Source organism: Pararhizobium arenae, assembly GCF_001931685.1.
Lineage (GTDB): Bacteria > Pseudomonadota > Alphaproteobacteria > Rhizobiales > Rhizobiaceae > Pararhizobium > Pararhizobium arenae.
In genome coordinates this window covers 1-17,618 of the sequence record NZ_MOOY01000010.1, presented here as the reverse complement: position 1 = coordinate 17,618, position 17,618 = coordinate 1, and the positions used below count along the sequence as shown (strand labels likewise).

At 53.9% G+C, this 17,618-nt stretch carries 16 protein-coding genes; 9 read left to right on the top strand and 7 right to left on the bottom strand.

All coding sequences use genetic code 11. The features are described from left to right. Nucleotides 1-241: 241 nt before the first annotated feature. Complete coding sequence (locus BLX89_RS20485; protein ID WP_075292944.1) at nucleotides 242-2,308, bottom strand: ATP-dependent helicase; 2,067 nt, start codon at nucleotides 2,306-2,308, stop codon at nucleotides 242-244. A 210-nt stretch (nucleotides 2,309-2,518) separates the two neighbouring features. Here BLX89_RS20485 and BLX89_RS25380 point away from each other — a divergent pair, with 210 nt between their 5' ends. The 3 genes from BLX89_RS25380 to BLX89_RS23975 all read left to right on the top strand — a co-directional run bounded on the left by BLX89_RS25380 (nucleotide 2,519) and on the right by BLX89_RS23975 (nucleotide 5,116). Beyond that, nucleotides 2,519-3,334 carry a calcium-binding protein gene (locus BLX89_RS25380; protein WP_075292833.1) on the top strand — a complete coding sequence of 272 codons (816 nt, stop codon included), beginning with the start codon at nucleotides 2,519-2,521 and terminating at the stop codon, nucleotides 3,332-3,334. 467 nt (nucleotides 3,335-3,801) lie between these two features. After that, nucleotides 3,802-4,041: a hypothetical protein gene (locus tag BLX89_RS20475; protein ID WP_143523703.1), complete on the top strand. Its 240-nt coding sequence runs from the start codon at nucleotides 3,802-3,804 to the stop codon at nucleotides 4,039-4,041. Between the two features lie 129 nt (nucleotides 4,042-4,170). Next, a protein-coding gene (locus BLX89_RS23975; protein WP_425348629.1) for an IS630 family transposase occupies nucleotides 4,171-5,116 on the top strand; the annotation gives its coding sequence in 2 pieces (ribosomal slippage) (nucleotides 4,171-4,509 and nucleotides 4,511-5,116; 945 coding nt in all). Between the two features lie 96 nt (nucleotides 5,117-5,212). On the opposite strand, the gene BLX89_RS20460 is transcribed toward BLX89_RS23975, so the two are convergent. Next, nucleotides 5,213-5,707, bottom strand: a complete 495-nt coding sequence (locus BLX89_RS20460) for a YciE/YciF ferroxidase family protein (RefSeq protein WP_075292829.1) — start codon at nucleotides 5,705-5,707, stop codon at nucleotides 5,213-5,215. Between the two features lie 415 nt (nucleotides 5,708-6,122). Beyond that, nucleotides 6,123-6,368, bottom strand: a complete 246-nt coding sequence (locus tag BLX89_RS20450; protein WP_075292827.1) for a hypothetical protein — start codon at nucleotides 6,366-6,368, stop codon at nucleotides 6,123-6,125. Nucleotides 6,369-6,932: 564 nt separating this feature from the next. Here BLX89_RS20450 and BLX89_RS20445 point away from each other — a divergent pair. From BLX89_RS20445 to BLX89_RS20430, 3 genes are all read left to right on the top strand, one after another. Further along, complete coding sequence (locus BLX89_RS20445) at nucleotides 6,933-9,719, top strand: GAF domain-containing protein (protein WP_075292826.1); 2,787 nt, start codon at nucleotides 6,933-6,935, stop codon at nucleotides 9,717-9,719. 144 nt (nucleotides 9,720-9,863) lie between these two features. Continuing rightward, on the top strand, nucleotides 9,864-10,373 hold the full coding sequence (locus tag BLX89_RS20440; RefSeq protein ID WP_075292825.1) for a response regulator: 510 nt from the start codon (nucleotides 9,864-9,866) through the stop codon (nucleotides 10,371-10,373). 510 nt (nucleotides 10,374-10,883) lie between these two features. After that, a complete protein-coding gene (locus BLX89_RS20430; protein ID WP_075292824.1) occupies nucleotides 10,884-11,603 on the top strand; it encodes a Crp/Fnr family transcriptional regulator in 720 nt (239 codons plus the stop codon). A 183-nt stretch (nucleotides 11,604-11,786) separates the two neighbouring features. Here the strand turns inward: BLX89_RS20430 and BLX89_RS20425 are convergent, their stop codons facing one another. Next, nucleotides 11,787-12,776 (bottom strand): YihY/virulence factor BrkB family protein, encoded by a 990-nt coding sequence (locus tag BLX89_RS20425; RefSeq protein WP_075292823.1) that lies wholly within the window; start codon nucleotides 12,774-12,776, stop codon nucleotides 11,787-11,789. Nucleotides 12,777-13,055: 279 nt separating this feature from the next. On the opposite strand from BLX89_RS20425, the gene rpsU reads away from it, so the two are divergent. Then, nucleotides 13,056-13,286 (top strand): 30S ribosomal protein S21, encoded by a 231-nt coding sequence (rpsU, locus tag BLX89_RS20420; RefSeq protein ID WP_075292822.1) that lies wholly within the window; start codon nucleotides 13,056-13,058, stop codon nucleotides 13,284-13,286. A 251-nt stretch (nucleotides 13,287-13,537) separates the two neighbouring features. Then, complete coding sequence (locus BLX89_RS20415) at nucleotides 13,538-13,774, top strand: DUF6894 family protein (RefSeq protein ID WP_075292821.1); 237 nt, start codon at nucleotides 13,538-13,540, stop codon at nucleotides 13,772-13,774. Between the two features lie 453 nt (nucleotides 13,775-14,227). Here BLX89_RS20415 and BLX89_RS20405 read toward each other — a convergent pair whose 3' ends face one another. The 3 genes from BLX89_RS20405 to BLX89_RS25495 all read right to left on the bottom strand — a co-directional run bounded on the left by BLX89_RS20405 (nucleotide 14,228) and on the right by BLX89_RS25495 (nucleotide 16,737). Next, the gene (locus BLX89_RS20405) at nucleotides 14,228-15,859 is read right to left on the bottom strand and encodes an HWE histidine kinase domain-containing protein (RefSeq protein ID WP_143523702.1); all 1,632 of its coding nucleotides are present in this window, start codon (nucleotides 15,857-15,859) and stop codon (nucleotides 14,228-14,230) included. A gap of 71 nt (nucleotides 15,860-15,930) precedes the next feature. Continuing rightward, entirely contained in the window at nucleotides 15,931-16,335 is a 405-nt protein-coding gene (locus BLX89_RS20400) for a response regulator (RefSeq protein WP_075292818.1), read from the bottom strand. A gap of 123 nt (nucleotides 16,336-16,458) precedes the next feature. Beyond that, nucleotides 16,459-16,737: an ATP dependent DNA ligase gene (locus tag BLX89_RS25495; protein WP_425348628.1), complete on the bottom strand. Its 279-nt coding sequence runs from the start codon at nucleotides 16,735-16,737 to the stop codon at nucleotides 16,459-16,461. A 566-nt stretch (nucleotides 16,738-17,303) separates the two neighbouring features. Between BLX89_RS25495 and BLX89_RS20390 the strand changes: the two genes are divergently transcribed. Then, nucleotides 17,304-17,618, top strand: a 315-nt coding sequence (locus BLX89_RS20390; protein ID WP_143523701.1) for a Ku protein, incomplete at its 3' end; no start/stop codon positions are given.

Genomic DNA, 17,618 nt, shown 5'->3' with positions numbered 1-17,618 from the left:
CTCAATGTCGTTGGAGGTAGAGGAATGAGAGCACTCGACCCTTTGCAGGGAGCGCCCCTTTTTACCCACGGCAGCAACGCACAGCCGTCACGGTTGCTGGAGGCTATCGGCAATGTGGGAGGTGAGCCGTAGGTAGGAGAAGTTATGGTGGAATTCAAGATCAGTTCCACCCACAACGACAACTCATCGGTAACACCTGGATAGCTTGCACGCAAACGTTCAACGTAAACGGCGATAGAAGTTACTTCCACATTGAACGCATGCGAGCACCTACGTCGATTCTCGTCTGGCGTGCGCTGCGCTCTGTGACGTGTGGAGAGATTTTCGGCCAACTGGTGACCTCGAAGAACTGCAGAAGCGTTGCCGGAATGAACCGAGTTCGAGATGCATATACGTGCCTGTCACCCTGCGAGTTCTGACCATAGGTGAAGAACCGTTGCGGAACTACAAGTGCCAGATTGTCACGTGCGCGGGTCATTCCGACGTAAAGTAAGCGCCGTTCTTCTTCGAGTTCAGCCGTAGTCCCCGCGCCGAGATCAGATGGGATGCAACCATCGACAACGTTCAGCATGAAGACAGAGCGCCATTCCTGACCTTTGGCCGAGTGAATCGTCGAGAGGATCAAATAGTCCTCATCCAACAAGGGAACTCCCGCCTGATCGCTGGTGGCATCGGGCGGATCGAGAGTGAGTTCGGTCAGAAAACGCTCGCGACTTGGATAGCCAGCCGCAATCTGCTCAAGCTGCAGCAGGTCAGCTTTACGCACCTCGGCATCCTCGTGGATTCTGCCCAGATGAGGCTCATACCAGGTGCGGGCAGTTTCAAGTTCGCTCGGCCAAGCGCCATCCCGTGCCCGCAGGCAAGCCACCATCGTGATAAAGGTCGGCCAAGCCTCACCTGTCTTGGGTGGTGGAGGTATCTCGGCCAGCGACTGGAGCGGCTCCGGATCTGCTGTGATCGTGTCCAGGATTTTGCCGGCGATCTGTGGCCCGACACCTGGCAACATTTGCAGCAACCGGAATCCCGCGACGCGATCTCGCGGGTTTTGTGCAAATCTGAGGACGGCAAGCAAATCCTTCACATGTGCACTGTCAAGGAACTTGAGGCCGCCAAATTTTACAAAGGGAATGTTGCGGCGAGTTAATTCAACCTCAAGCGCTCCGCTGTGATTTGATGCGCGGAAAAGAACGGCTTGATTTTTGAGTGCGATGCCAATCTCACGGTTTGCCAGCACCTGCTCGGCAATGTAATTTGCCTGTTCAGTTTCGTCTTTCACCGTGACCAGCCAAGGACGTTGTTCGGAAGCCCGGTCTGTCCAAAGATTTTTAGTGAAACGCTCTCGAGCGAGATCGATGACGCCATTTGCCGCGGCAAGGATTGGTTGTGTGGAGCGATAGTTCCTGTCAAGTGTAATCACATCGGCAGGCTCAGGCGAGAACGCCGTCGGAAAGTCGAGAATGTTTCGAACCGTCGCTGCTCGGAACGAGTAAATCGATTGAGCGTCGTCACCAACAACGGTTAATCCACGGCCATCCGGTTTCATTGCGAGCAGGATCGATGACTGAAGCTTGTTTGTGTCTTGGTATTCATCAACAAGTACATGATCGAAACGGGCGCCCACATCTGCAGCGAGCTCCGGGTCCGACATCATCTGTGCCCAGTAAAGCAGCAGGTCGTCGTAATCCAGGACACCCTGCGCTTGCTTTGCTTCGACATAGGATGCGAACAATTGCCTGAGCTGTTCCTCCCAACCTGTCGCCCAAGGGTAGGCCGATTTCAGAACCTCAGTGATAGAACTTTCAGAGTTTACGACGCGGGAGTAAATCGCAATACATGTCCCCTTCGTCGGGAAACGACCATCGGTTTTCGAAAAACCCAATTCGTGTCGAACAAGATTGATAAGATCGGCGCTGTCTTCACGATCGTGAATCGTAAAGTCAACGCCGACGCCAATTTGCTCGGCATACATTCGCACCAGCCGCGCGCCGATACCGTGGAAGGTGCCGGACCAGGCGAGTGCATCGGCCATGATCGCTACGTTCTCGCCAAGCACCTGCCGGCAGATGCGTTGGACACGGCGAGCCATTTCAGACGAAGCACGGCGGGAGAAGGTCAAAAGGAGGATTCGACGCGGATCAGCGCCGTTGACGACCAGGTGAGCCACGCGATGAGCCAGGGTGTTGGTCTTTCCAGATCCAGCACCGGCGATAATCAGCAACGGATTACTGGCCGCACCGTGCGATGTTCCAATCCCATATTCCACGGCCTCTCGCTGGCGGTCGTTCAGTTCGGTCAGGTAGGCTGTCATAGTCCGGCACCGTTTGTATGCCGCCGAAAACCAGTGAGGGCGGCAGTGGTCATCGTTGTAGGAGAAAGCGAACAAAAAGGGAACTAGTGAAGTACATTTTTCAAACGTAGCTCTGTGGAGATCCAAGCGAAATTATTTTTACGTTGCAGAACAAATTGCCTGCAACCCAGAACTGTCATATGACATTCTTAGTTCACCCAGGGGGATTTGATGGCAACAATTACTGTAAACAGCGCCTATGCGCTGGATATTCGCGATATCGATTTCAGCGCAATCTACGAGGCATCTTCTTACGCGTATAGCTCATCGCTCTTCCGGGCGAACTACGGCGGTGGATCGGACGAGTTCCGAGGTAACGGCTTCAAATACAATTCGTCCGGGGAGCCCGTTGCCGGCACTGTGAAAAGCTACGCAGCCACGGTCGGCGGCGTGAGAGCCTTCATCGTTGAGGGAATCAGCATTGCCGCAACGGATATCGTGAAAGCTGCAAGAACCTATTCGAAGACAGACGACTTCGCCCTCATCAGCAAGGCATTGGCAGGCAAGGACACCGTTTCCGGTGGCAAGGGCACTGATTTTGTCTATACCTACGGCGGAAATGACACGCTCGGGGGTAATGGCGGCCAGGACGCTCTTATAGCAGGTTCAGGCGACGATAAGCTCACTGGAGGTGCCGGAGGAGACTTCCTCAATGGTGAGGCTGGCAGGGACACCTTCATCTACAAATCCGTGAAAGACTCTTACGGCTCGTCCCAATCGACCCGGGACACGATCTGGGGGTTTTCCGGTTCCAAAGGCGATAGGTTTGACTTGTCTGCGATTGACGCCAATTCAAAGACCGCAACAAACAACGCTTTTTCGTTTATCGGCAGCAAAGCCTTTACCGAGAAAGCCGGTGAGTTGCGTTACGTCAAAAAGGCCGACGACACCTACATCTACGGCGACGTTAACGGCGACGGGAAAGCGGACTTTTCTATTCACCTAGATGACGCGATTACGTTGCAAAAGGGGTACTTCGTGTTGTGACCAGCATCACCGACTTCATCGCTGAACTGTTCAGGGCAGGCAGGGAGGTCGGGAAGCTCTCAACGTTTGAGAAGGGTCGGCTGCTGTAACGAGCAGCACACACGCTCTTATTGTTCCGTAGCAAAACCGATATCGCGACTGCCGCGACGCATGTCGAAGCCGCGGAAGGAAGGGCGGGAAAGCATTGATCGTAAAACAGCCGACGGACGATGAAGCGCAGATTGCGCTCATGGTTGCGGCGGGCGTTATTCGAATCAACCGGATACCTCAGAAGACTGAAGACTAAGAGAGCTAGCTGTCATTGCAAGCCAACACATGGGCACCTTCCAGATCAAGGAACTTGCCGCTCTTGAGCTTTCGTCAGCGTAGGGTGCGAGGCAGCAGGATCCTTGATGGAGTTAACTCAAGTGAGTCAAATTAGGAGGTAGCCTTTGCAACATAACTCGCTGACCATATGGCTTCTTGCCATGGATTTCTCGCCGCGAGCCGGCGCGGCAGCGCTTGGGATCACAGAGCAGCAATTCGCTGAGTACCAACACGGCAACCCGCCACGGCACATCGAGCTTGCTTGCGCGGCCCTCTACCATCGGCTTGATCCGTGGGAGAAGACAAACGCGGCAAAGCACGTCAACAAAGCTATGAAGCTGCTCAAACCGGAAAAAATTGCCGGCCTGATCATTAAGCCGCTCGCAGGGGTGATCGAATGAGAAGGAGTAAAGAATCGCCCAGCGCAAAGATGCCGCTAGAGTCTGTCAACGCTACTCGGAATCGCGATGAGATTCCCTCGGGTTTGATTTTGTGATTCAAGATCATTGCTGGATTGGAGGCCAGCAATGATGGTGCGACCCCTTTCTCTTGATTTGCGAACGCGCGTTGCGGCAGCGTTGAGCGATGGCATGACGGTTCGTGCCGCAGCGGAGCGTTTCGGGATATCGGCTGCAACCGCGGTCCGTATTGGGCAACTCGATCGGTCCGGCCGAGGTTTGATGCCGGCGAAGATTGGCGGGTATGTCAAACCGACACTGAGGGGCGCTGCGGCCGATGCCGTGCGTCAGCGGCTGCAGGTCAAGTCCGACTGGACGGTGCGTGCACTGTCGGCGGAGCTGAAGTCTGCGGGGATCGACGTGTCTCACGACACCGTCTGGCGCTTCCTGCGCAACGAGGGCAAGACCTTCAAAAAAAACGCTGATGGCAAGCGAGCAGGATCGCCCGAAGGTGGCCCGGTTCCGGATGCGATGGAAGACCCATCAACATCGGCTTGATCCGGACCGTCTCGTCTTCATCGACGAAACCTGGGTCAAGACCAACATGACGCGCACCTGCGGCTGGTGTCAGCGCGGAGAGCCTCTCATCGCGAAAGTTCCTCACGGTCACTGGAAGACGCTGACCTTTCTGGCCGGCTTGCGCCGCGACAGCATCGTTGCCCCCTTCGTCCTCGATGGCCCTATCAATGGCATCGCTTTTACAGCATGGGTCCGGCAATGCCTGGTGCCAACTCTGAAAGCCGGCGATATCGTCATCCTCGACAATCTGGGGAGCCACAAAGGAAAACCGGCCCGAGATGCGATCCGGGATGCCGGCGCGCACCTCTTCTTCCTGCCGCCATACAGTCCCGACCTCAATCCCATCGAGATGATGTTCGCCAAGCTCAAGACACTCGTCAGAAAGGCGGACGAAAGAACCGTCGAAACAACATGGAGGCGCATCGGAGAACTCCTGAAGACTTTCAGCCCCCAAGAGTGCTCCAACTACCTCAGACATGCGGGATACGGTTCAAACTAAAACTGACAGACTCTAGCGTGCGTGGATTGAAAAAAACAAGGAGCGCCCGAAAAAGCCGGCCATTTCTGACCGGCTCTCGAGACTGGCTTGGGGCTATCATGCCGCCTTTGCACGACCCGTCGTTTTGTTAATCGAAGTCACCGCCAGATTGGTCAACTTGTTGTTCGTGGCCTTCTCCTGGTCGAGAATCTCGCTGAGAATTTTATGTGCCTCGTCGTGGCCGAGATCTTTTGCCCATTCACGCAGGGAGCCATACCGCGCGATCTCGTAGTGCTCAACAGCCTGACAAGCTGCCAGAAGACCTGCATCTAGTGCGGTGCCTTCAGCTTCTTCGATAAGGCCGTCTGCCTCTTTTATCAGCCCTTCAATGGCGTCGCATTTTTCGCCAGACGCCTTTTTACCGATCGACTTAAAGACAAGCTCAAGCTTCTTGATCTGGTCTTTGGTCTCCGCGAGGTGATCTTCGGCAGCCTGCTTCAGCTCCGCGCTTTTGGCCGCCTTTGCCACCTTGGGCAGTGCCTTCGTGATCGCGTTTTCGGCATAGAATACGTCCTGCAGCGTGTGCTCAAAAATTTCAGCCAGAGTTTTCATAGTGCGTCTCCTTCACGGTTTAATCAGCACCAGAAATTCTTCGGACGCGGAATCGTTCCGTAAACATCACCACAGCATTGAATACCTCACCAGTGGACGTGAGGAGCAAGAGTGAAGACCTTGTCTCGCGGCTGCAACGGCTCGGCAGTATCGTCTCCCATGGCCTCTCTGCCATGTACGCCCCTGACGGTACGCACGAGTGCCAGAAGGTTCTTGATTTCTGTAACAGCTGGGATGGATCGTTCTCCTTGGGGAACCACTGGGAACTGAAAGCGTTTAATTCAGTTATCGCTACAGGAGGAATGTCTATGCAACGGAATTCGCAAAATAATCATGACCTTGCCTTATATGTCGGGCTCAACGCAGCGCTAGCACTTCTCATTGCGGCGTGTATATGGTTCGCTCACTAGGCCGGCTACCGATCCTCGTCGACCCGCCGGCTCGTTTCAGCATCGATTTTCGCGTTTTGCCGTTCCATCAGGAAGGTTTCAACGTCTCCGCGACAGGCAACTTTAACCTGTTGGACTGTGAAGCCGTGCTCCTGCGCCTGTGCGACAAGCGCTTGAGCAGCGTCCCTAAATTCTGCTTTTGATTGACAGAAACCTGTGTCTCTGAGGTAACCGTCAACATGCTTTTCCAGCCACTTATCAATGTTCTGCATTAGCTCCTCCTTAGTTCAGCAATGGAGGTAGGGCTGAGCTGCTCTCCGGCAATGGAGGAAATTCCTCCGGTTGGCACGCGGCGACAGCTACGATTTCAACCAGTTGTGAAAAAGCAACCCGTCCACGCTCCAGATCCGTCGCTTCAGCGAGTGCAAGCCCAACTACACTGCTTAAGAGGCGCGTAGCAATTTCCGCACACCGCTGCTCCACCCGCGTGGAGGATGTATTGGACGCTATCAAGACTGCGAGGCTATACATAGGCCGATGGCCGCCGACGCATCGCGCTTTCCTTAACCATTCGATTCTGTCGATGTCCATGCTTCCCCCTTAAGGTGGCGGAACGTGCGATTGAACCGATGGTTCACCTGCTGTTTCGCGAATAGTTACCGCCAAGTAAACTATCGTAGGGACTCCCGTCGCCGGACGGGAACAGCCACGCGCTGGATCCGAGCAGCCCCAAGTTTATCCGCCCTGGTTTCGTGCTCAAAAAATAAGTCGTTGAACTAGTCACCGCGCGCTTGGGCATTATTTAACCGAAAGGAAAACTCTTAGCGGAGGATAACATGACTGATCCATGGATCAGCAATGGCCAAGTGGTTATGCGGACTGGTTCGGAAAGTGATCGGGCGAGTACCCGTCGCCATCCAGTCGTGGAGCTTCTGGCGTCGACCCAGTTTGCGAGTTCCTCCTTAGGCCCTAGAGAACGTTGGGACCCTTCGCTTGAGACCGTTATAAGCCTCATGGCAGAGAGCCATTTCCCAATGTTTGTTGCATGGGGTGACGGACTAACTTTTCTATACAATGACGCCTATGCCGAAATCCTTGGTAACAAGCATCCCGCAGCGTTTGGTGCGAGGTTCCAGGACGTCTGGTCTGAAATATGGGACGACATCTACCCGCTGATCGAAAAAGCAACCAATGGGATTGCGACCTATAGCGAAGATCTGCCTTTAATCATGAACCGCGCTGGATATGACGAGCAGAGCTGGTTCACATTCTCCTATTCACCGGTTCGAGACCGCGCCGGTGCGGTTCGGGGAATGTTTTGCGCCGTCACTGAGACGACCGACAGAGTTTTGCTTCAACAAAAACAGTCGTTTCATCTTGCGCTCGAGGAAGCCCTCAAGGATCTAGCGGATCCGGAAGCGGTTATGGCCACGGCAGCCGAGGCGCTGGGTAGGGCGTTGAAAGTCGCGCGTGTTGGATATGGAGAGATTGATGACGAGGCTGAGCACGTCGTTGTAAAGGGCGATTGGACCGATGGTCGAATCGCCAGTGTCGCAGGCATGCATCGGATGAACGATTTTGGGCCTCCGATTATCAAGGAGCTAAAGGCTGGGCGGATTATTTTCGTTGACGATGTCGATTTAGACGCTCGCGTTGGGGGAATGGCACCAGCATTTCACGCTATTGGATCGCGCACTGTTCTTGCTGTGCCTCTTGTCAAGAGTGGCCGTTTTAGAGCGATGTTATTTGCTCACGACCCCGCTCCGCACAGATGGACAAGCGGTGAGATCGCGCTAGCGACAGAAGTTGCAGAGCGGACCTGGTCAGCCGTCGAAAGAGCGAAATCGGAAGCCGACAAGGCGCGGTACACTGAGCGGCTAGGCTTTCTTGATATCCTCGGGAAAACAACATCTTCTCTGAATGATGCCGACGCGGTGCTCAGCGCCACGACGAAAATGCTCGGCGAGTACTTAGGAGTTTCCAGTTGCGCCTACGCGGATATGGACGATGACCAAGATGGATTTACCATTAGGGGCGATTGGGCAGCACCCGACGCCCAGCACATCACAGGCCGTTACCGATTAAGGGATTTCGGAACACTCGCCGTCGCTGAACTGTCGGCGGGACGTCCGCTCGTCATCAACAACAATCTTGAGGAAATCGCACTCGAGGAGGCGAAGACTTTTCGCAACATTGGGATTGCCGCTACTATCTGTATTCCACTCGTCAAAAGCGGCAGGCTGACAGCACTGATGGCCGTGCATCAAAAAAAACCCCACTATTGGTCTTCGCACGAACTTGCTCTTGTAAAGGAAGTCACCGACCGGTCATGGGCTCACGTTGAGCGCGTTAGATCAGAGGCTGAGTTACGAGCCAGTCAAGAGGAATTGCGCCGCGCCAACCTCGCGTTGGAGGCAACCGTAGTGGAGCAAACAGGTGAACTCATGGCAGTGGAGGAATCCCTCCGTCATGCACAGAAAATGGAGGCGGTGGGTCAACTTACAGGTGGCCTTGCCCATGATTTCAACAATTTGCTCGGCGGGATCCTCGGCAGTCTTGAGATCATGCAGTCGCGCCTAGCTCAGGGCCGGATAAGCGAGATCGATCGCTATCTGACTGCAGCCACGGGCGCCGCTAAGCGTGGAGCCTCCTTAACCCAACGTATGCTGGCGTTTTCAAGACGCCAAACCCTCGCCCCCAAGCCTGTAGACGTGGACAAGCTGATCGGTTCGATGGAAGAGCTTGTCAGGCGAAGCGTCGGGCCTGCCGTGGATATTGAGGTTATGTACTCCACCTCCGCTTGGCCAGTCATGGCTGACCCAGGTCAACTGGAAAGCGCCGTCCTCAACCTGTGCATCAACGGCCGAGACGCGATGGCGGCTGCTGGTAAATTGACCATAGCCATAGAGAATCAGGCGATCGATGAACGCGCTGCTGCAACTCTGCGACTGACACCCGGTGAGTATGTATCGATCTCGGTTTCAGATACCGGCACGGGGATGACGCAAGACGTTATATCCCACGCATTTGATCCCTTCTTCACAACGAAGCCTATCGGAGAGGGAACAGGGCTAGGCCTTTCTATGGTGTGGGGTTTTGCTGGACAATCTGGAGGCGGCGTTAGCATCCAGTCTGAGCTGGGCAAAGGCTCGAAGGTATCCATTTTTCTTCCGAGATTCGCTGGCAAAGTCGATGCTGAAACGACGAGCTTGCCAGAAGCGGTGTCTGCCAAGACCCACAGCCAAAGGATCCTACTTGTGGACGACGAGCCCCTCATCCGCATGGTTACGGCTGAAGAGCTTGAGGAGCGTGGATACACGGTATTGGAAGCTGCAAATGCTTGGGAGGCGCTTGAAATCTTAGAAGCAGAACACAAGATTGAACTGCTTTTGACGGACGTAGGCTTGCCCAATGGCATCAACGGGAGGCAGCTCGCTGATCTGGCGCGTGAACGAATGCCTGATCTTCCTATACTATTCATCACCGGTTACGCGGAAAACGCAGTTCTCAACCAGGGACACCTAGGACCGGGTATGGCTGTAATGACAAAGCCATTTGACATGGCGTCGATGGCAAAACGCGTGGAAATGTTGCTCGACAAGAATAAGATGGACAGCGTGTAGCGATTAAGCGCGCCCGCATGCTCCTTGGGGATTGAACGACGTTGCGGAAACGAACCTTGGATCCAAACCTGCTGAAAGGAACACGTTGCACTTCCGCAGGAACTCCGGCCCGCAGAATACGTTCTGCGCTGCAGGAGGAAGAACATGGATCACGAAGCTTACAATTGGATCAGCCGCCGTGCACACGAACTGTGGCAGGAGGAAGGACACCCCAACGGACGAGATCGCGAACATTGGTCTCAAGCGGCGCAGGAATGGAGCGATCTATCGCTTAGGCAACAATCGCCGATAACGCCCTCTCACGTGACCCCAATTCGGAAGGTGCTCGTAGTTGATGATGAACCACTCATCCGATTTGCGACCCTGGACGCTTTGGAAGACGCTGGTTTCGAGGTGATGGAAGCAGCCAATGCGTATGAAGCACTGGTGATTTTAAACAGCACGCCGGTTGATGCGGTCTTCACCGACGTGAATATGCCTGGCGCAACTGATGGGCTGGCGCTTGCCAAGCTCGTGCGAGCACGTTCTCCTAAAACCAGAGTTATCGTTACGTCCGGTCATGTGCAGCTCGGCGTATATGACCTGGAGAGCGGAGTTTCCTTTGTCCCGAAGCCCTATACCCATGAGGCAATTGTCAGTCTGCTGAAGCGCTAGGTGAAGAGCACCACCGCTTCACAAAAATCAGATTCAAATCGTTGGGAAGCTAACGATTCTATTATCGATTACGGGCCGCGAGACGCTCCGCTGCGGCCATCGCAGCTTTGGTTTTGAGTGGCCTGATATCGTGCTCCGCGGTATAGGGCAGCCACGTTTCCAAGAACTACCCGCCGCCGGAGCGATAGCTGACGTTGCTTCGCATCGATCAGACATCCTCGGCAAAGAACCAGCCGGAATCAGTTCCATCCTGTTTCCAAGAGACGCTTTTCAGTCATTAAACACCCGTTGGTGGAGCTCTTCCACAATTCTGTCCGAGCGATATAACTACGGCAACAGCTCCTCAATGTCGCTGTTTTGATGGTTGTTGACGATCGGGTGATCACGGTTCACCTTTCCACTATAAAGGTCGAAGAAACCTGCCCATGTTCATTTTCTCGTCTGGCAGGGTGATTTAGAGAAGCCGCGATTTTCCCATTTCGTGCAAATGATCAGAAGAAGCAAAACCCTATGATTGACCGGCTAATTCTCACCCTAAGCACCCGCGATGCCCTAACGACGGATGAGATCGCGACCTTGGAAAGCGTCGTGAAACGAGACCGGGTTGTTCCAAGTGGAGAGGATATTGTCATTGAGGGCTCTCGCCCAACAGAAAGTACTTTGCTGTTGGACGGCGTCGCAGCACGGTACCGGGTGCTAGAAGATGGAAAAAGACAAATCACTGCCCTCCATGTGCCGGGCGATTTCGTCGACCTCCACGCCTTCTTGCTTAAGACAATGGACCACAGCGTCGTCGCGCTTTCACCATGCAGGATTGCATCCGCAGCCCATAGGGACTTGTGCGAAATAAGCGCCACCAATCCTCACCTCACCAGAATGTTATGGTTGTCAACAGTTATCGACGGTGCGATTCATCGTGAATGGATTGTGGCAATCGGCCGTCGCAGTAAGAAGTCGCATCTGGCTCACCTGATATGCGAGCTATACGTCCGGCTTACCGTTGTTGGAATGGTGAGCGAGATGAGTTTTCATCTACCAATGTCTCAGGCTGAAGTTGCCGATGCCCTGGGAGTTTCACTTGTGCACCTGAATAAGACGCTACAGATTTTGCGTCTAGACGGTGTTGTAAGATGGGTTGACCGCATCGTCACCATACTCAACTGGGAGCGCCTTGCCGAAATTGCCGAATTTGACGGACGCTATCTGAATCTTTCGCACGAACCTCGGTAAAAAAATAAGGGTAATTGCCCGCTCTGACGGACCTTTCAATAATCAAAAATAGCAATGAACCTCTCGCGCCGTCCGCTATCGTCCCCGCATGCCGACGTAAAAAACTGCTCGGGGTATTGGAGGAAGCGGCCATCTCTCGGTATTATTAAAACAGCAAGCCGATCGCCAGAATTATTGGCTGTCTCAGTCAATAACTTCTCCAACGGTGTCGGCAACAAATGCCCCTCTTTCGCCCATAGGAAGCGAAACCCCAGTGGTCGTATCGCGCACGGTTTGATGTTCAAGCTCTGCGTTAAGCTTACCGCCAATGATAACTGTAATAGCCGCTAGCCATATCCAGATCATAAAACCGATCAACGTTGCCAAAGCACCATACGTCGCTTGGTAATTGGCAAACGTTTGCAAATAGATACTGAATGACAGAGAGATTAAAAACCAGACGAGTGTGCTGAACACAGCCCCCCACGTAAGCCATCGCCCCTTTGCTTTTTCTCGGCTTGGGCCAAACCGGTACGCCATCGCAACGCCGACACCTACGAACAGAAGGACCAGAGGCCACCGGACGATACGAATGAGTGTCTCCTGCCATCGATCTAGCCAAAGATAAGACAGGAGAGCGGGAACTCCGCCAATGACTAGTATGAGTACAGCTGCAAACAAGAGCGCGAAGCCCGTAAATGTTAGCGACATAAGATTTAAACGGATGATCCCCCGCTTTTCAGTTTCGCCATATACAACGTTCAATGCATCAAATATCGCTTTGACTGCATTGTTTGTACTCCACAGAGCGACGGCGAAACCCGCGAAAACGCCAATGCTGAGGGAAGACGTCCGGGCCTGAACAAGAGCGTTAAGCTGTGCGACGATGATATCAAATCCGCCTGGAGGCAGTATATCAGCGGCGAACGCGATATGTTTAGCCATCGTGACGGGATCAGCGACCAATCCATAAACGAAAACGAGCCCACCAAGAGCGGGGAAAAGCGCCAGCATTAAGTAAAATGCCACCCCGGCGGCAATTAAAGTCACGCGTTCTTCCATTGCCCCTGTGAAAACGCGCCAGGCGACATCCCTGAGACCCTTGGCAGGAATTTCGTTCGGCGTTCTTGCGCTCCGGCCCCGGCCCGGTTCGCTAGCTTCTGCCGCTACGACGCCATTAGTTTCGCTGACCATACTTTCCCATCCTTTCCTCGTGGGCAAGTAGTGCGCGGGCTCGGTTCGTCTATCCTGGAGCTCATGAAATCGAGCCTGTCTGGAATAAAGGTTGACATGGGAAATGCTACATGCGGTTCCCATCAACCGGCGCGCTGCGAATTTTTTCAAAGATAGCGTTGGAGACAAAGACCCAACCTGTTAAAGCGAAGTTGCCGCGCCATGTTAATTGCTCCACCACCGGTCTTGGCTTTCACACGCAGCACGTTATGTTGCCCGTACTAAATTCCAGGAGGAATCATGCAGGTACTGGTTCGCGACAATAACGTTGATCAAGCACTCAGAGTTTTGAAGAAGAAGCTCCAGCGGGAAGGCATCTTTCGCGAAATGCGGATGCGTGAAGCTTTTGAGAAGCCATCGGTCAAGCGTGCTCGTGAAAAGGCGGAAGCGGTCAGGCGTCACCGGAAAAACGCCCGCAAACAAATGCAGCGGGAGGGCCTTATTGCCCCCACACCGAAGACAGTCAGGTAACGCTACCGCTACAGTCACCCATCTTGTGCTGGAGAAATCTGCCAACGGGAGTTCAGACGAACGTAGAGATACACTCGAAAGCGGTTGAGTTGACGGAGGGCGGTGGAAAGCACCTCCGGCGCGTGCCCTCCTAACTCTAAAATACGCCGCAAACCTTGCTTTTCCACGGCGAACCTTCCTCTAGCCACCGATAGTTTTCGCTCATCGGAACAATCGAGGGAGACTTTAGTTGAGCAGCCGGAGGTGAGAGCATGCCCAGATATTACTTTCACGTTCGCACAGGTTCGGCCATTGAACCCGATCCGACCGGTATCGACTTCCCTTCCATAGAAGCCGCGTTATCCGACGCAGCGGAAGCCGCCAGGGAGATTTTGTCTGACATGGTGCTCGCAGGAGAATCTATCGATGGCGAGGCGTTCGAGATAACGGATGAGGCCGGCAACGTTGTTGCTACGGTGCCATTTCGCTCTGTGTTACGGGTGCAGTGACCCGAAAGTGCAACCAACAAAGGGTGGCGGGTAGCGCCAATAGAAGGCACAACTGCGCCTTGTTGCAAATCAGAGCCTCCAAAAGGTCAATTCATTGAACCTTGCAGTGAAATGGTGTCGCTCTGAGTTTCCTGTCAGACCCAGTTCATCCCGGATTCAGCAATCATCGTGGATGATTGCATTCTGATCTGAATCAAACCGGGAAACCCAAGCATGCTTGGCCATCGCTGCAGAGGCGTCTTCAACACGTTTTATGTCACCGAAAGCAAGGCACAAGACCTTCCCGTTGGAAAGGCGGACCTGGCTAGCGCGTTTGAGCAGGGAACCCTCGCGGCCCAACAAGGCGCTGGTATTGGAGCATGTCCCTACGGTGTCCAAAATGATTCGTCGAAGTTCATGGCCTGGTTGGCGGGGTACCGGTGCTGTTCGAAATAGCAACAGGAGCTCGGAGCTTTAGTGTGTCGCCGCTGTCTCCACAATGACCTCGCAACGAAAACCGCTGACTTCATAATGGGTAGTGACTTGTCCTCCGACCTGAGCGGCCCAAACACGCTCGATCATACTCGTCCCAAAACCCTTCCTCGAAGGCGACTGAACGGCTGGTCCGTCATGCTCTGCCCATACAAACTTCAGCTTGTCGTCTGCACCAGATTTCCAGGCAATACTGACCCATCCCTGATGAACTGATAGCGAACCGTATTTGACGGCATTTGTACAAAGCTCGTGAACGGCCATGGTGAACGCGAGCGCAGCTTTTGGATCGACTCGGCAGCCATCACCATCGATCTTGAAGCGCGCAAGATCCCCAAACGGTTGTATCGTCGCGAGCACCAGATCTTTTAAACTAGCAGACTGTCCAGAGCCGTTAGCCAACAAGTCGAAAGCGGTCGCCATAGCCGCGAGACGCGCCGAAAACTTCTCCTGACCTAAAGCACCCGTCTCAAATGTCTGGCGAGCTACTGATGTGACGACGGCCAAGATATTCTTAACGCGATGGCTAAGTTCACCGACAAGAAGCTCCTGTTGCCGACGCGCCTCTTCTAAGCGATCAATGAAATTATCAATGGCAAAACCGATTTGGCCTAGTTCGGTTTCGGCCGACATGTTGGTTCGTTGTTTGTGGTCGCCTTGCTGCCAACGATCCAACGTATCGGTGATCCTCGCCAAAGGCACCCCGATAGCAGCGTGGCTGGTCTGCCATGACAGGAAAAGGGTCAAGACCGTCGCGGCGACGGCTGCGACGACTGCGGCGGTACTCGCGGACCTCACAGGCGCAAATGCTCTATCAGTCGAAACCCCTGTACTGACGTATAGGCCAGTCGGAACCGCCGAAACCGGAAAATAAGCCAAAATCCTCTCAGTTCCGTCCTGACTCGTCACCTCGATGACACCCGGTTTTCCGGCGTCGACAAGGTGCTTGTAAGTGCCCGGTATCGGCGTCCCTACGAAGCGCTCGGGATGAGGATAGCGGGCGATAATAACACCTTCCTTATCAGCCACCGTAATGGACGCCTCAGGAGCATAACTCCGCTCAGCAAGTCGGCTCTGGAGCCATTTAAGATCAATTGAAAGCGCCATAACGCCGAGAACAGTGCGTTCCTTGTCCATCACGCGAAGGGCAATTGGAAGTGTCTTCTTGCCCGTAACCCGGCTTTCAAGATAGGTGCCGATAACGAGGCGATGTGTTTGCAACGCTTCCTGGAAATAGGAACGGTCTTTCACAATCACCCCTAAACCTTGGCCATCATGTCGACATCTGATAACGCCGTCCTTGTCAATAAAGCCGAGTGTTTCAATGCCAGCCACACGTCGATTCGTCTCAGCCAAAAGCAGGGCGCACCTATCGGTTTCGAGCTGCCGCACAGCAGGGGCTGACGAAAGTGTAACAAGAACGCTCTCAAAGCCTGTCAGAATGCGCTGGATTTCTAGGGTCGCGAGCCTTCCATCCTGAAACGCTTGGTCCGTAACCTCCTTGTTGCGCGTTGCGGTGAGCGAAACCAGAATATAGACGAGAGCTATCAGCAGCGGGGTCATCGCCGCGAACATCAGCAAAACCAAGCGTTGTGATAGCTTTAGTCGGACCAAGCGTGCTCCCCCGAGCGCGTGTTGCCAAAAGAATTATATCGCGCATATCGGCTCAATATATGATGGATAGCTTAGACTGTATTGTCACCTGTGGGAGGCACTTGGTTCAAAAGTAGGCTGAGAGCCGTGACGAGTTGTGCTTCAGCGAACGGTTTTTGCAGCAACGTGCTGTTAGGCACCCCTTGTGCTGCCCATTCGCTTGCACTGTCACCTGTCATGTAGACAACGGGGAGCGTGGGCGAAATTTGTCTTGCACGGCGAGCGACATCCCAACCGCTTCCTTTACCGGGCATGCGGATGTCCGTGATCAAGGCGCTGAAATTCGCGTCATCACGTTCAAGTTCACGTACTGCATCGTCCCCGTTTGTAACTGAAACAACGATGAAACCAGCATCTTCCACCATTTGCTCTACAGCTATCAGGATGAGACCTTCATCTTCCGCGATAAGAACCCGCTGTTTTTCGAAGACATCCATTTACCGACCACAACAGCTCATGAGGAGAATGATTTAAACTCGAGACACATGCAGACATGAATTAGCGCTTGAAAAGATAATGTCCAGACCAGGTCTCAAGCTGGTTAATGTTCGGCGACAAGGTTAATCGATCCGGCGCACATCAGCACTGTCTTGCCGCTCTCTCAACTCTATATACGCGGGATGCCGCTGTCGTACTTCATGGGTCCACGCCCGATATTCGATCTGCGAGGCGGACGTGGGTTGAAGCCACACGCGCTTTTTGATCTGACTCGTGAACGCCAGGAAGGTTCTTCGTCTTGCGTCGGACGGTGTCCATAACTTGTCGTGGCTCAGTTCGCACTTTTCGGACTGAACGGTCCCGACGCTGCCAACGCAAACGACCTGGTCATCGCGATACACCCAGCAGAAGCGGGCAAAAACTTCGCGCGCCTCCAACCGGCCCGTATCCGACGCTGAAAACGCCTGCTACGCACTTGATATTCACCGGGTCGGACGATGCCAAGAAATCTGTATGTCTAACCGTGCTCACCTCGTGCGTGGACTTCCCCGCAACTGGCACCGATGAAAGCACATATGCGACTACGATTTGATTTTATTTCCTAAGACCATTCGTCTGCCGTTCTTGGCGGGGTCAGGAACGCCGCAAGGCGCACCTCAACATGCTCTGGCATTGGTTCAATGAGCAGCTATGACTGAGTGAGGTCCTGCTTCCAGCGGCGGCGACTTTTCAGCGGGCCGCCATCTACTCAGAGGTTTAATACCGGGTGATCGCAGTGGCTTTAACATGCCGCGGTTGCTTCAGACAATTCTTATGAATGCCTGTGAATACGACTGTAGTGCCTGCAGCGGACCGGGGTCGATATAACGGCGCGTCTCGATGCTTCACGGAGCATTGTTTCCAACAATCGCGGCGGAACGAAACGCACCCGTTTTAAGTTTCTCATCTAACCGGCTGGAGGATACGGATGGCACATCGCGCTCAATGGAAAGGACACATCGAAATCGGCGACTTCAAATGCGCCGTCGGCCTGTACACGGCGTCATCGACGTCCGAGCGCATCAGCTTTCACACTATCAACAAGGCCACCGGCAATCGGGTCAGACGCGACTTCGTCGATTCCGAAACAGACCAACGTGTCGCCCGCGAAGATCAGGTTAAAGGATTCGAGATCGAGAACGGGGAATACCTCATGATCGATCCCGAGGAAGTCGCTGCCGTTGTACCTGATGCTGACAAAATGCTCGACATCGAAGCCTTCATCCCATGCGGCAAGATCGAC

Bases quoted from the DNA above. Each gene is read 5' to 3' on its own strand.
- BLX89_RS20450 (WP_075292827.1), bottom strand. From the start codon at position 6,368: ATGCAGAACATTGATAAGTGGCTGGAAAAGCATGTTGACGGTTACCTC.
- BLX89_RS20430 (WP_075292824.1), top strand. From the start codon at position 10,884: ATGATTGACCGGCTAATTCTCACCCTAAGCACCCGCGATGCCCTAACG.
- BLX89_RS20415 (WP_075292821.1), top strand. From the start codon at position 13,538: ATGCCCAGATATTACTTTCACGTTCGCACAGGTTCGGCCATTGAACCC.
- BLX89_RS25380 (WP_075292833.1), top strand. From the start codon at position 2,519: ATGGCAACAATTACTGTAAACAGCGCCTATGCGCTGGATATTCGCGAT.
- BLX89_RS20425 (WP_075292823.1), bottom strand. From the start codon at position 12,776: ATGGTCAGCGAAACTAATGGCGTCGTAGCGGCAGAAGCTAGCGAACCG.
- BLX89_RS20485 (WP_075292944.1), bottom strand. From the start codon at position 2,308: ATGACAGCCTACCTGACCGAACTGAACGACCGCCAGCGAGAGGCCGTG.
- BLX89_RS20475 (WP_143523703.1), top strand. From the start codon at position 3,802: ATGGATTTCTCGCCGCGAGCCGGCGCGGCAGCGCTTGGGATCACAGAG.
- BLX89_RS20400 (WP_075292818.1), bottom strand. From the start codon at position 16,335: ATGGATGTCTTCGAAAAACAGCGGGTTCTTATCGCGGAAGATGAAGGT.
- BLX89_RS20460 (WP_075292829.1), bottom strand. From the start codon at position 5,707: ATGAAAACTCTGGCTGAAATTTTTGAGCACACGCTGCAGGACGTATTC.
- BLX89_RS20445 (WP_075292826.1), top strand. From the start codon at position 6,933: ATGACTGATCCATGGATCAGCAATGGCCAAGTGGTTATGCGGACTGGT.
- BLX89_RS20440 (WP_075292825.1), top strand. From the start codon at position 9,864: ATGGATCACGAAGCTTACAATTGGATCAGCCGCCGTGCACACGAACTG.
- rpsU (WP_075292822.1), top strand. From the start codon at position 13,056: ATGCAGGTACTGGTTCGCGACAATAACGTTGATCAAGCACTCAGAGTT.